General features: G+C 74.8%; 12 protein-coding genes. 4 read left to right on the forward strand and 8 right to left on the reverse strand.

The genetic code is table 11. The annotated features are described in order from the left end of the window. Positions 1-12 precede the first annotated feature (12 nt). From iolD to FB554_RS10815, 6 genes are read right to left on the reverse strand one after another with little or no spacing between them, the layout of a single operon-like run. Positions 13-1,947 (reverse strand): 3D-(3,5/4)-trihydroxycyclohexane-1,2-dione acylhydrolase (decyclizing), encoded by a 1,935-nt coding sequence (iolD, locus tag FB554_RS10790; protein WP_142005968.1) that lies wholly within the window; start codon positions 1,945-1,947, stop codon positions 13-15. Next, positions 1,944-2,873, reverse strand: coding sequence for a 5-deoxy-glucuronate isomerase (gene iolB, locus FB554_RS10795; protein WP_236022371.1), 930 nt, complete (start codon positions 2,871-2,873; stop codon positions 1,944-1,946). Before iolB ends, iolD begins: the two co-directional genes overlap by 4 nt. Next, a complete protein-coding gene (locus tag FB554_RS10800; protein ID WP_142005970.1) occupies positions 2,866-3,747 on the reverse strand; it encodes a Cgl0159 family (beta/alpha)8-fold protein in 882 nt (293 codons plus the stop codon). The genes iolB and FB554_RS10800 overlap by 8 nt, the downstream gene beginning before the upstream one ends. Next, the gene (iolC, locus tag FB554_RS10805; RefSeq protein ID WP_142007561.1) at positions 3,744-4,670 is read right to left on the reverse strand and encodes a 5-dehydro-2-deoxygluconokinase; all 927 of its coding nucleotides are present in this window, start codon (positions 4,668-4,670) and stop codon (positions 3,744-3,746) included. The genes FB554_RS10800 and iolC overlap by 4 nt, the downstream gene beginning before the upstream one ends. A 26-nt stretch (positions 4,671-4,696) precedes the next feature. Then, a complete protein-coding gene (locus FB554_RS10810; protein ID WP_236022372.1) occupies positions 4,697-5,638 on the reverse strand; it encodes a TIM barrel protein in 942 nt (313 codons plus the stop codon). After that, positions 5,635-6,639, reverse strand: coding sequence for a Gfo/Idh/MocA family protein (locus tag FB554_RS10815; protein WP_142005972.1), 1,005 nt, complete (start codon positions 6,637-6,639; stop codon positions 5,635-5,637). Before FB554_RS10815 ends, FB554_RS10810 begins: the two co-directional genes overlap by 4 nt. A gap of 141 nt (positions 6,640-6,780) precedes the next feature. Between FB554_RS10815 and FB554_RS10820 the strand changes: the two genes are divergently transcribed. Both FB554_RS10820 and FB554_RS10825 read left to right on the forward strand, forming a co-directional pair. Further along, complete coding sequence (locus tag FB554_RS10820; RefSeq protein ID WP_338070565.1) at positions 6,781-7,527, forward strand: GntR family transcriptional regulator; 747 nt, start codon at positions 6,781-6,783, stop codon at positions 7,525-7,527. A gap of 47 nt (positions 7,528-7,574) precedes the next feature. Next, the gene (locus FB554_RS10825) at positions 7,575-8,972 is read left to right on the forward strand and encodes a hypothetical protein (protein WP_142005977.1); all 1,398 of its coding nucleotides are present in this window, start codon (positions 7,575-7,577) and stop codon (positions 8,970-8,972) included. A gap of 444 nt (positions 8,973-9,416) precedes the next feature. Here the strand turns inward: FB554_RS10825 and fdhD are convergent, their stop codons facing one another. Beyond that, the gene (gene fdhD, locus FB554_RS10830) at positions 9,417-10,307 is read right to left on the reverse strand and encodes a formate dehydrogenase accessory sulfurtransferase FdhD (protein WP_142005979.1); all 891 of its coding nucleotides are present in this window, start codon (positions 10,305-10,307) and stop codon (positions 9,417-9,419) included. Between the two features lie 209 nt (positions 10,308-10,516). On the opposite strand from fdhD, the gene mobA reads away from it, so the two are divergent. Continuing rightward, positions 10,517-11,116, forward strand: a complete 600-nt coding sequence (mobA, locus tag FB554_RS10835) for a molybdenum cofactor guanylyltransferase (RefSeq protein WP_170206846.1) — start codon at positions 10,517-10,519, stop codon at positions 11,114-11,116. Between the two features lie 129 nt (positions 11,117-11,245). Here the strand turns inward: mobA and FB554_RS10840 are convergent, their stop codons facing one another. Then, positions 11,246-11,887, reverse strand: a complete 642-nt coding sequence (locus tag FB554_RS10840; protein ID WP_142005983.1) for a PH domain-containing protein — start codon at positions 11,885-11,887, stop codon at positions 11,246-11,248. Positions 11,888-11,905: 18 nt separating this feature from the next. Between FB554_RS10840 and deoC the strand changes: the two genes are divergently transcribed. Continuing rightward, positions 11,906-12,871, forward strand: a complete 966-nt coding sequence (gene deoC, locus FB554_RS10845; protein WP_142005985.1) for a deoxyribose-phosphate aldolase — start codon at positions 11,906-11,908, stop codon at positions 12,869-12,871. Positions 12,872-12,879 lie beyond the last annotated feature (8 nt).

The raw sequence follows: 12,879 nt of genomic DNA on the forward strand, positions 1-12,879 counted from the left end.
CGCCCTCGCCGGTCAGTCTGCTCCCTGGCCGGTGGTCGGTGTGGGATGTGGCCGCAACAGCGGGCGCTGCGCCTCGCGCGCCGCCGCGTAGTCGTCGTACGCCGCCCGCGTGGTGTCCAGGTCGCTCACCTGGCTGACCGGCACGTCCCACCAGCTGTCGCTGTCGGGGGCCGGCACGAGCGGGTCGGTGGTGACGTGGATGACGACCGGGCCGCCGTCGTCGGGGGCGGCCTTGGCGGTGCGCACCGCGTCGGCCAGGCCTGCGGCGTCGCGCACCCGCAGCACCCGCGCGCCGAGGCTCTCGGCGTTGGCCGCGAGGTCGACCGGCAGCGGCTCACCGTCGAGCCGGCCGGCGTCGTCGCGATAGCGATACCGGGTGCCGAACCGCTGCGAGCCGAGCGACTCCGACAGCGCACCGATCGAGCCGAACCCGTGGTTCTGCACGATCACGACGACGATCTTGGTGCGCTCCTGCACCGCAGTCGCGAGCTCGCCCGGGAGCATCAGGTAGGACCCGTCGCCGACCAGCACGAACACGTCACGGCTCGGGTCGGCCCAGCGCACCCCGATGCCGCCGGGGATCTCGTATCCCATGCAGGAGAAGCCGTACTCGACGTGATAGCCGTGCGCGTCGCGCACCCGCCACAGCTTGTGCAGGTCGCCCGGCATCGAGCCGGCCGCGCACACCACGACGTCGCGCGGGTCGGACAGCTCGTTGACCGCCCCCAGCACCTGCGCCTGGGTGAGCACGCCGTCGGCCAGCCGGTCGGTGACCTCCTCCGGCGGCGCGTACGCCCTCGTCACCACCGCGTCCCACTCGCCGCGGAGGCGGTCGACCCGGTCGGCGTACGCCGTCGTCACCCGGTGCCCGGACAGCCGCTCGCGCAGTCCCTCCAGCGCGTCGCGCGCGTCGCCGACCAGGGCCAGCCCGGCGTGCTTGCCGGCGTCGAAACCGGTGACGTTGAGGTTGACGAACCGCACCCCCTCGCCCTGGAAGGCGGTGCGCGAGGCGGTGGTGAAGTCGCTCCACCTGGTGCCGACGCCGATCACCAGGTCGGCGTCGCGGGCGAGGGCGTTGGCGGCGGTGGTGCCGGTGGAGCCGACCGCGCCGACCAGCTGCGGGTCGCCGTGCAGCAGCGAGCCCTTGCCGGCCTGGGTCTCGGCGACGGGGATGCCGGTCTCGGCGGCGAACCGGCGCAGCGCCTCCTCGGCCCCGCTGTAGTGCACGCCTCCCCCGGCGACCACCAACGGCCTTGCGGCAGAACGGATCTCGGCCGCTGCGCGGTCTAGCAGGTCGGGCTCGACGGGGGTGCGCGGGATGCGCCAGACCCGCTCGTCGAACAGCTCGTCGGGCCAGTCGTGGGCCTCGGCCTGCACGTCCTGCGGCAGCCCGAGGGTGACCGCGCCGGTCTCGGCCGGGTCGGTGAGCACCCGCATCGCCTGCAGCAGCGCGTCGGGCAGCTGCTCGGGCCGGCTGACCCGGTCGAACCAGCGAGACAACGGGCGGAAGGCGTCGTTGACCGTGACGTCGCCCGCGACCGGAGACTCCAGCTGCTGCAGCACGCTGCCCGTGCGCCGGGTCGCGAACGTGCCCGACGGCAGCAGCAGCACGGGGATGCGGTTGACCGTGGCCAGCGCCGCGCCGGTGAGCATGTTGGTGGAGCCGGGGCCGACCGAGGCGGTGCAGGCCCAGACCTGACGGCGGTCGCGGGCCCGGGCGTAGGCCACGGCGGTGTGCACCATCGCCTGCTCGTTGCGGGCCAGGACGTAAGGCAGCGCGGGGTCGCCGGCCAGCTCCTCCTGCAGCAGCGCCTGCCCGATGCCGGCGACGTTGCCGTGGCCGAAGATGCCGAGGCACCCGGCGAACAGCGGGGTCACCTCGCCGTCGCGCTCGACCTGCTGCCGGCCGAGGAAACGCACCAGCGCCTGGGCGACCGTGAGCCTCATGCCTGCCCCTTCCCGATCGGCAGCCGCGGGTCGACCTGCTGACCGTCCCAGGTCGCGCGCACCCACCCGTGCGCCGGGTCGTCGCAGATCAGCCAGGCGCGCTCGGCACCCGGGCCGGCCATGACGTTGAGGTAGTAGAGGTCGTAGCCGGGCGGGGCGGTGGCCGGCCCGTGCCAGCCGTGCGGCACCAGCACCACGTCACCGTTGCCGACCTCGGCCAGCACGTCGATCGGTCGCCCGTCGGTGCCGTAGACCCGTTGATAGCCAACAGGACTCGCGCCCTCGGGTGCGGGCGCGCCGGCCTCGGCCTGCAGCTCGAAGTAGTAGATCTCCTCCAGCTCGGTCTCGACGCCCGGCCGCTCCTGGTCGTGCTTGTGCGGCGGGTAGGAGCTCCAGTTGCCGCCGGGCGTGATCACCTCGCAGGCGATGAGCCGGTCGGCGTCGAGCACGCCGGGCACGCCGAAGTTGCGCACCTCGCGGGAGCACTGGCCGGCGCCGCGCAGCTCCAGGGGTACGTCCGCGGCCGGCAGGTGCACCACCGGCCCGTCGGTGCGGGTCGACCGGGCGCCGCAGAGCGCGACGCGGACCGGGCCGTCGCCGGCGGCGACGGCGAGCGCGCGGCCGGCGGGGACGTACAGCACGTCGGTGGGGCCGGCGAACACCGAGACGCGCCCGGCCATCGGGAACCGTTCACCGTCGACCGCGACGGTCGGCGCGCCCTGCAGCGGCACGACCACCGCCTCGGTGCCGAGCAGCCGCACCTCGCGGACCTCGCCCGCGCCGAGGGTCAGCACCCGCAGGCTGGTGTGCCGCCAGCCGGGGTGGCGCGAGTCGACGACCAGGTCGAACCCGTCGTCGGCAGCGGTGCCCGCGGGCAGCACCCACTGCGCGTTGTCGGCGCCCAGGCCGGGCGTGCGCTCACTCACCGTGCACCATCTCCACTGCCGTGCGGACCGCGGCGGTGACGTCGCCGTCGGGCGGATAGAGCAGCGCGCGCCCGATCACCAGGCCACGGGCGACCGGCAGCGCCAGCGCCTTCCGCCACAGGGCGTACGTCTGCTCGGGCTCTGCGGTCGGGTCGCCGCCGAGCAACAGAGTCGGCAACGACGTCGCCGTGAGGACGCGCTCCATGTCGGGCACCACCGGCAGCTTGAGCCAGGTGAACGCGCTGGTGGTGCCGAGGCCCGAGGCGATGCCGACCGACCGGATGACCGACTCGGGGTCGAGCAGGTTGACCGCGCGGCCGTCGTCCCACGCCGTCATGAACGGCTCGATGATCGTCGTGATCCGTTGCTGCGCAAGGGAGTTCACGGCCTCGGCGGTGGCCTGCAGGGTGGCGACGCTCGACGGGTCGTCGAGACAGACGCGGGTGAGCGTCTTGCCGGCGTCGAGCCCGAGCGCCCCGATGGCCTCGGGGGTGTAGGCCGTGAACCGGTCGTCGAGCTCGAACGCGCCGCCCTGCAGCCCGCCCCGGTTCATCGAGCCCGCGACGACGCGCCCCTCGAGCGCGCCGAGCAGCAGCAGGTCCTCGAGCACGTCGGGCGTGCCGAGCACCCCGTCGACGCCGGGCACGGCGAGCGCGTCGAGCAGCCGGCGCAGCAGGTCGGCCCGGTCGGCCATCGCCAGATCGTCGCCGCGCACGCCCAGCGCGTTGCGCGCCGGGTGGTCCGCCGCGACGAGCAGCAGCCGCCCGTCGCGGCCCAGCAGGTCGCGACGCTCGCGCTGCTGCCACAGCTGCGCGACGCGTCCGGGCTCGCGGGCGCGCAGCTCGCTCAGCGCGCCGAGGTCGACCTGGGTCATGACGCCCTCCCTCCGGCGAGTGCGGCCTCGACCTCGCTCGTGGTCGGCATCGCGGTGGAGCACTCGAGCCGGCCCGCGACGATCGCCCCGGCCGCGTTGGCCAGCTCGATCGTGCGGCGCAGCGGCCAGCCGGCGAGCAGGCCGTGGCACAGCGCCCCGCCGAACGCGTCACCGGCGCCGAGACCGTTGACGACCTCGACCGGGAACGGGCCGACCTCCACGCGCTCGTCAGGGGTCGCGGCGAGCACGCCGCGCGGCCCCTGCTTGACGACCACCAGGTCGAGGCCGCGGTCGAGCAGCGCGTCGGCGGCTCGCTGCGGGTCGGTCTCGCCGGTGGCGACCTCGCACTCCTCGCGGTTGCCGACGGCCGCGGTCACCGTGTCGAGCGCGCGGTCGACCTCGCGGCGGGCCTCCTCGACCGACGCCCAGAACATCGGGCGGTAGTCCAGGTCGAGCACGGTGTGCGTGCGCCTCCCCCGCGCCTCCCACGCCCGGTGGTGGCTCTGCCGGCTCGGCTCCTGGCTCAGCCCCGTGACCGTCGACCAGAAGACGCCAGCTTCGCGAATGTCGTTGAGCGGCAAGGTGTTCGGGTCGATGAGCAGGTCGGGAGCAGTGGGGTATCGGTAGAAGTAGAGCGGGAAGTCGTCCGGCGGGAACACCTCGCAGAAGGTGACCGGGGTGGGCGGTCCGTCGACCGTCTCGACGAACCGGTTGTCGACGCCGAGCCGGGCCACCTCCTCACGCACGTAGCGGCCGAACGCGTCGTCCCCGGTGCGCGTGACCAGGGCGACGCGACGACCGTGCCGGGCCGCGGCGACCGCCACGTTGGTCGCGCTCCCGCCGAGAAACTTCTCGAACGTGCGCACCTGCGCCAGCGGCACGCCGTGCTGCAGCGGGTAGATGTCGACCCCCGTGCGCCCCATCGCGACGAGGTCGAACCGGTCCGCGCTCACGGCGCGGCCTCGCCGGTGCCGGACGCCGGGCCGTCGACCAGCGACAGCAGGTGAGCCACGCTCCGCCGTACGTCCTCGCCGGGCTCCGCGTCGGCGCCGCCGGCGCCCACTCCCCCGGAGCCCTCCGCCCCAGCCGCGCCGAGCACCCGGTCCTGCTCGAGGACGTACCACCCCGAATATCCCTGCGCCTGAAGCGATTTCACGATCGCCGCGAGATCGACGTCGCCGTCGCCGAGCGGCACGTAGAGCCCCTGCTCGACGGCGTCGCGATAGCCCAGCTCGCCCGCCTGCACGCGCCGGGCCAGCGCGAGCGAGACGTCCTTGAGGTGCACGTGGGTGATCCGGTCGGGGTGCTCGACAGCCACCCGCACCGGGTCGCCGCCACCGATCAGCAGGTGCCCGGTGTCGAGGGTGAGGCCGATGCGCGACCCGGCGAGCACCCGGTCGGTGTCGTCGCCGCTCTCGACCAGGGTGCCGACGTGCGGGTGCAGCGTCGCGACGACGCCCCGCTCGGCGGCCCGGTCGGCGAGCCGGTCGAGGTTGCCCAGCAGCGTCGCCCAGCCGGCGTCGTCGAGCGTCGGGCGCAGCTCGTAGCCGTCCACGCCCGTCGCCGCCGCGAGCACGAGAGTCGTTGCGCCACAAGCGATCAGGCCGTCGATGACCTTCTCGACCTGCGGCACGGGGTCGACCGCCGGGTCGTGCAGCACGACGGGCGCGAACTGCGCGACGGCGGCGAGGCCGTACGTCGCGAGGGTGGCCGCCTTGTCGCTGGGCGCGTCGGGGAGGAAGCCGGTGGGGCCGAGCTCGGTGGCGGTGAGGCCGACCTCGCGCATCTGCTCCAGAACGGTGGCCGGGTCGAGCTGGCGCCCCCACCCCGGCACCTCGCAGACGCCCCACGAGATGGGGGCGCCGGCGACGCGCGCGGCGACGGCCGTCACAGGTCCGCCACCTCCGACAGCGCGACCATGCGCCCCTCGTGCCGCGAGCGGTCGCACGCCTCGGCCGCGCGGAACGCCTGCAGCGCGTCGCGCACGGTGCACGGGGAGGGCTGGTCGCCGCGCGCGACACCGGCGAAGGCGGTGAGCTCGGCGACATAGGCCGGCTGGAAGCGGTCCATGAACGTGGCGTGCGCGGGCCCGGGCGGGAAGGCGACGCCCGCCTCCGCCGAACGCATGGCGAGCGAGTCGTCCAGGCCCGCGGTGAGCGTCGCGGCGCTGCCCATGGCCTCCATGCGCACGTCGTGGCCGGAGCCGTTGTAGCGGGTCGAGGAGACCAGGCACGACGTGCCGTCGTCGAGGGTCAGCAGCGCCGCGCCGCTGTCGACGTCGCCCGCCTCGGTGAAGAACGGCTCGCCCTTGTTGCTGCCCCCGGCGTACGCCGTCGTCACCTCGCGCCCGGTCACGAACCGGATCGCGTCGAAGTCGTGCACGTTGCAGTCGCGGAAGATCCCGCCGCTGGTGGGGATGTAGCCCGCGTGCGGCGGGGTCTGGTCGTGGGTGTTGGCGCGGATGGTGTGCACGAACCCCAGGTCGCCGGCCGCGATCGCGTCACGGATGCGGCGATAGCCCGCGTCGAAGCGGCGCTGGAAGCCGATGTGCACCGGCACGTCCGAGGCGGCCTCGAGCCGCGCCAGCTCGAGGGTCTCCTCGAGCGTGCCGGCCACCGGCTTCTCGCAGAACGTCGGGACGCCCGCCGCGATCCCCTGGCGCAGCAGGTCGGCGTGGCTCGGCGTCGCGCTGGCGATGACCAGGGCGTCGACGGGGCGAGCGAGCAGGTCCTCGACACCCGGCACCCGGCGTACGCCCAGCTCGCCGGCGACCCGCTCGGCCGCCGCCGGGTCGGCGTCCGTGATGACCAGCTCGTCGACGAAGTCGAGGCCGAGCAGGGTGCGGGCGTGGAAGGCGCCGATGCGCCCCACGCCGGCGAGACCGATGCGCATGTGCTGAATCCCGTTCTCTGGCAGGCGATTTCACGGCAGCTGCCGGAATGACCCACCACCCCGACAGCGTCCAGCCTTACTCTCTCCCGAGAGCCTGTCAAGAAAATGTCCTAACATTTGCAGCCGGGAGCGAAAGGGGTGATGACGATGGCCGTCGAGCTGTCCGTCGAGCTCGACCGCAGCGCGCCCGAGCCGCTCTACCAACAGCTCGCCGACCAGCTGCGCGCGGCGATCCGCGACGGGCGGCTGCAGCCGGGCGACCCGTTCGAGAACGAGGTCGCGCTGGCCACCCGGCTCGGCCTGTCCCGGCCGACCGTGCGCCGCGCGATCCACGAGCTGGTCTCCCAGGGGCTGCTGCTGCGGCGCCGCGGCTCGGGCACGACCGTGGCCAACCGGCAGATCCACCGCAAGGCCGAGCTCAGCAGCCTGCACGACGACCTGCTGCGGGCCGGCGAGGCGCCCACGACCCGGGTGCTGCAGCTCGAGCCCGGCACCGACGAGGAGGTCGCGGCCGCGCTGGACCTGCCGCCCGACGCCGAGCTGGTGCACCTGCGCCGGCTGCGGCTCGCCGGGGAGCAGCCGTTCGCGCTGATGAGCAACTGGCTGCCCGCCGCGACGATGCGCGACGTCGACGAGAGCCGGCTCGGTGAGCACGGGCTCTACGAGGTGCTGCGCGAGCGCGGCGTCGTGCCGGTCGTCGCGCACCAGACCATCGGCGCCCGCCGGCCCAGCGCGGCCGAGCGGAGGCTGCTCGGGCTCGGCCCCGCCGACCCGGTGCTGACGATGCGGCGGGCGGCGTTCGACGCGCGCGGGCTGCCGGTCGAGCTCGGCGACCACATCTATCGCGCCGACAGCTACACCATCGACGTGACCATCGACGACCGCTGAGCGGCACGCCCCAGCCCGCCGGCCACGGCCGCACTAGCGTGGCCGCCATGAGCCGCCGAGCCTGGATCGCGCTGATCACGGTGCTCGCGCTGCTCGCCGGCTTCGGCGTCTGGCGCTGGAGCACCTCCGCCGCCTTCCGCGCCGAGCGCGCGGCCGACGCCCTCGCCGACCTCGCCGGGGTGCAGTCCGCGCGCACCATGGAGCGCGGCGGCGAGCGGCACATCCTGGCTCAGCTCGCCCCGGGCGCCAGCAGCGACCAGACCCGGGCCGTGATCAGCCGCGCGTCGCAGCTGTCGGCCGACGACGTCGTACGTCGGGTGCTGGTGCGCGTCGGCTCCGCCGAGATCTACGTCGGTGGCTATCTGCCCGACGACGCCACCGAGACCCTGCTGGCGCTGGCCGCGCTGCCGACCGGGCGCGCGACGATGATCTCCGGGTCCGACGTGACCGTGGCGCCGACCGACCGCACTCCCCTGCAGACCGCGATCGACAGCCTGCGGCTGGTGCTCGACCGGAGGCTGCGGGTCGACGCGGTGCAGGTCCAGGGGCGAAACGACGACGGCAAGCCGTATCGGCAGGTGCGCATCGAGGACCCGGCCCGGTCGCAGCTGACGATGCTGCAGCAGCTGCTGCCCGGGCAGGGGCAGATCCGCGAGCTGGAGATCGGCGGCGAGAAGCGGCTCGAGGTGGAGGCCCGCACCGACCGCGCCGGCCTCGCCCCGGTCGCCCAGACCGTGCGGCGCGCGGCGACGGCGGCCGACCCGGTGCCGCGGTGGGTGCACGTGCGCACCCGCGGCGGCGAGTTCCAGCTGAACGGCTCGGGCGACCCCGCCCCCGCGCTCGCGGCCGCCGACGACCTGGAGCGCGACGGGCTGCCGGTCGACCGGATCTCGACCGACCGGGCGTTCGTGCAGGTCGGCGGCCGGTGGACCGGCGACCGGGCCGACCTGCTCCCGGTGGCCGAGCGCGCGATCCGGGCGCTCGACCCGCCGCTGCCACCGGGAGCGTCGATCTCCGCGAGCGGCGCGTTCCTCGGCACGCTGGACGACCTGCGCACCGTCGGCCCGGTCATCAGCCGCGCGCAGGAGAGCGGCGGGTCCGTGGCCTGGCGCAACGCGACGTCCGGGTCGGGGCCGCAGTCGACGCCGGGCACCCTCCCCCGGCTCACCGTCGCGCTGCCCGAGGGCGAGTGCCTCGGCCCCGACGGCGCGGCGCTCGCCCCCGCGATGACCACCGCCCGCTCGGCCGCCTGGCGCGGCACCGCGCGGGTGGTGTTCCTCGAGCAGTCCCGCCCCGAGAGCCCATGCACCGACGACGGCCGGCGATACCGCACGGTCGAGCTGGAGTCGACCTCCGGTGGGAGGTCCGCGAAGGTCGTCGAGGACGGCGGGCTCGGAGCCGGCGAGGTCGTACGTCGGTGGAGCGCGAGCGCACCCGCCGCCTGATCACCGGCCCGGGCTCGGCGCTCGAGCCGGGCACCCCTCAGCGGACCTCCGCCGGCGCGTGCGTACGCCCTCGCGGTCCTCCGCCGAACCGTGCGCCCCACCGCACCCCCCGGCGGACCACCGCGAGCCCGTGCGCGGGTCCGGCCCGCACCCCTCAGCGGACCTCCGCGGGCCCGTGGGTACGCCCTCGCGGACCTCCGCCGAACCGTGCGCCCCACCGCACCCCCCAGCGGACTACCGCGGGCGCGTGCGTACGCCCTCGCGGTCCACCGCCGAACCGTGCGCCCCACCGCACCCCCCAGCGGACCACCGCGGGCCCGTGCGTTACCCCCCTGCGGACCTCCGCCGAACCGTGCGCCCCACCGCACCCCCCAGCGGACCACCGCGGGCCCGTGCGTTACCCCCCTGCGGACCTCCGCCGAACCGTGCGCCCCACCGCACCCCTCAGCGGACCTCCGCCGGGGCGTGGTCGTGCGCCTCGGCCGGCAGCGTCGCGACCTCGTCGGCGGTGATGTCCTGCGCCGGCGTCTCCCCCAGCTCGACCCGCTCGGGGCGGCTGTAGAGGTTGAGGCTGTCGCCGCGTACGAACCCCGCGAGCGTCAGGTCGACGTCGCGCGCGAGGTCGACCGCGAGCGAGCTCGGCGCCGACACGGCCGACAGCATCGGGATGCCGGCGAGGTAGGCCTTCTGCACCAGCTCGAACGACGCGCGCCCGCTCACTTGCAGCACCAGCCCGCGCCCCGGCCGGTGCCCGTTGGCGAGCGCCCAGCCCACGACCTTGTCGACGGCGTTGTGCCGGCCGACGTCCTCGCGCACGACCAGCAGCCGGCCGTCGGTGCCAAACAGCGCCGCCGCGTGCAGCCCGCCCGTGCGGTCGAACGTGCGCTGACGCTCGCGCAGCAGATCGGGCAGCGCGAGCAGCGTGCCGACCCCGATGCGTGCGGCGTCGTCGGCGAGCACGAACGCCCCACCGACCCGCACGTCCTCGATGCTCTCCTTGCCGCACACGCCGCACGCGCTCGTGGTCGCGAACGAGCGCACCACGGTGTCCCGCTCGAACTCGCGCGCCAGCGTCACGTCGATGATGTTGTACGTCGTCGTGTCCGCGCAGTGCCGGGCGTTCACCACGTCCTCGGGGCCGGCGATGATCCCCTCGCCCGCGAGGAAGCCCAGCGCCAGCTCGATGTCGTGCCCAGGCGTGCGCATCGTCACCGTCGCCGCGGTGCCGTTGATCCGCAGCTCCAGCGGCTCCTCGACCGCGAGCCGGTCGGGCCGCTCCCGCGCCCCCGTGGGCCCGACCCGAAGCACCCTGCGGTCCACCGACAGACGTGACATGCGTTCCATTGTCCCTTATGTCTCAGCTCCTCCTCCGGGAGCTGCTTGCTGCGCTGCGCACCTCCCGGCACCTCCTTTCTTCTGTCTCAGCTCCTCCTCCGGGAGGAGCTTGCTTCGCTGCGCACCTCCCGGCATCGTCGCCGAGACCTTGTTCACTGCAGCGTCGGAGATGGTCGGTGGTAGCTGCAGCCGCGACCTACCGTGGGTGCGTGACCGATGTCGACGCGATCGTTCTCGCGGGTGGGCGCTCGTCGCGCTTCGGCAGCGACAAGGCCCGCCTCGCCCTCGACGGCGTGACCATGGTCGACCGCACCGTCGCCGCGGCCCGCCTGGCCGACCCGCGGCACGTCGTGGTGGTGGCCGACCCCGAGCTGCCCGTCGCCGGACCGGTGCTGCGCACCCGCGAGCGCCCGGCGTACGCCGGACCCACCGCAGGCGTCCTCGCCGGCCTGCGCGCGGTGCCGGGTCCGCAGACCGACGACGGCTGGGTGCTGCTGCTCGGCTGCGACACCCCGCGCGTCGCCGAGGCCGTGCGCACGCTGCTCGCGCACGACGTCGCCCCCGACGCCGACGGCGTGCTGCTGGTGCACGAGGGCCGCCCGCAGTGGCTGCTGGGGCGCTACCGCCGCGGCCCGCTGCTGCGCGCCGCCGACCGGCTCGGCGACCCCACCGACCGCGCGCTGCGCCACCTCCTCGGCGACCTGCACCTCGAGCGCAGCACACCCCCCGACGACCGCGCCGCCGACTTCGACACCCCCGCAGACCTGCACCGCCTCCGCCCCGACGCCCGCCCCACCCGGACGCGCTGAAACGCAGTTACAGCGCTCTGACCGCGCTTCAGCGGGCGGGCGCCCGGCCGCTGAAGCGCCGCCCGGCCACGCCGCCCGGCCACGCCGCCCGGCCGCGCCGCCCGGCCGCGCCCTACCTCACGCTCACCCTCACGCCAGCACCGCGAACACCGCCAGCGCCACGGCGAGGGCGACGGCGACGACGCCCGTGACGGCGGGGCGGACGTCCACGCGCACCTCCTGCTCGGCCATGTCGCCGCGGGAGACGGCGAGGGCGTACTGGTCGACCGTGCGCCGGATCTCCTCGCCGACCCGGCCGGCCGAGGCCTCCCGGTCGATCAGCTCGCGGCTCGGGTCGAGCGCGCCGGACAGCGTCTGCATCGGGTTGATCCGGCCGCCGGACGAGGCCGGGCCGGGGGCCCGCTTGGGGCGCTGCGCCGAGATGGCCCAGGCGGAGTAGGCCTCGCCGTCGGGCGTGACCAGCGTCAGCGCCCAGCGCGCCTCGACCAGATCGATCGCCGGCCAGGTCAGGTGCACGTCGCGCAGCACGTTGCGCAGCGTCACGCCGTGCTCGCTGAGCCGCACCGACGGCCGCAGCAGCACCGCCCAGACCACCAGCAGCACCACCACCGCCCAGATCGCCGGCTCGGGCCCGCGCGAGCGGTCACCGACCAGATAGAGCACCAGGAAGACCACCGAGAGCACCGCGATCACCCCGCCGGCGGCGAGGCCCGATCCCTGCCGGAAGGTGCGTACGACGGGCTCGGGTTGGGCGGGATCGCGTGGGGGCATGCCCGCTAGGCTGCCCCGGTGAGCGCATCCTCTGCAACGTCGCGGGCGCGGGACATCCTCGGGGTGTCGGCTCTGACCAACGCGGCTCTGACCACCTGGCTGCACGGGCTGCCCGGGGTCGACCAGGTCGGGTGCGAGGCCCGCGCCGCCGCGCTCGGCACCCGCTCGGTGAAGACGACCGCCAAGGCCTGGGCGATCGACACGGCCATCTCGATGATCGACCTCACGACGCTCGAGGGCGCCGACACCGAGGGCAAGGTCCGCTCGCTGTGCGCCAAGGCCGCCCGCCCCGACCCGCTCGACCCGAGCACCCCGCACGTCGCGGCGGTCTGCGTCTACAACGACATGGTCGGCGTCGCCAAGGACGCCCTCGCCGGCACCGACATCCACGTCGCCGCGGTCGCGACCGCGTTCCCCTCGGGCCGGGCGAGCCTGCCGGTCAAGCTGCTCGACACCTCCGACGCGGTCGCCGCCGGCGCCGACGAGATCGACATGGTCATCGACCGGGGAGCGTTCCTGAGCGGCCGATACCGCGACGTGTTCGACGAGATCGTCGCGGTCAAGGAGGCCTGCGGCGAGGCGCACCTGAAGGTGATCCTGGAGACCGGCGAGCTCGTGACGTACGACAACGTGCGGCGGGCCTCGTGGCTCGCCATGCTCGCGGGCGCCGACTTCATCAAGACCTCCACCGGCAAGGTGCAGCCTGCGGCGACCCTGCCGGTCACGCTGATCATGCTGGAGGCGGTGCGCGACTGGCGCGAGCTCACCGGCGAGATGGTCGGGGTCAAGCCGGCCGGTGGCATCCGCACCACCAAGGACGCCGTGAAGTACCTCGTGATGGTCAGCGAGGTCGCCGGCGACGACTGGCTCGACCCCGACTGGTTCCGCTTCGGCGCCTCCAGCCTGCTCGGCGACCTGCAGCTGCAGCGCCAGAAGCTCGCCACCGGCGCCTACTCCGGCCCCGACTACGTCACGATCGACTGAGAGCCCGC

Source organism: Barrientosiimonas humi (assembly GCF_006716095.1).
GTDB classification, from domain to species: Bacteria; Actinomycetota; Actinomycetes; order Actinomycetales; family Dermatophilaceae; genus Barrientosiimonas; species Barrientosiimonas humi.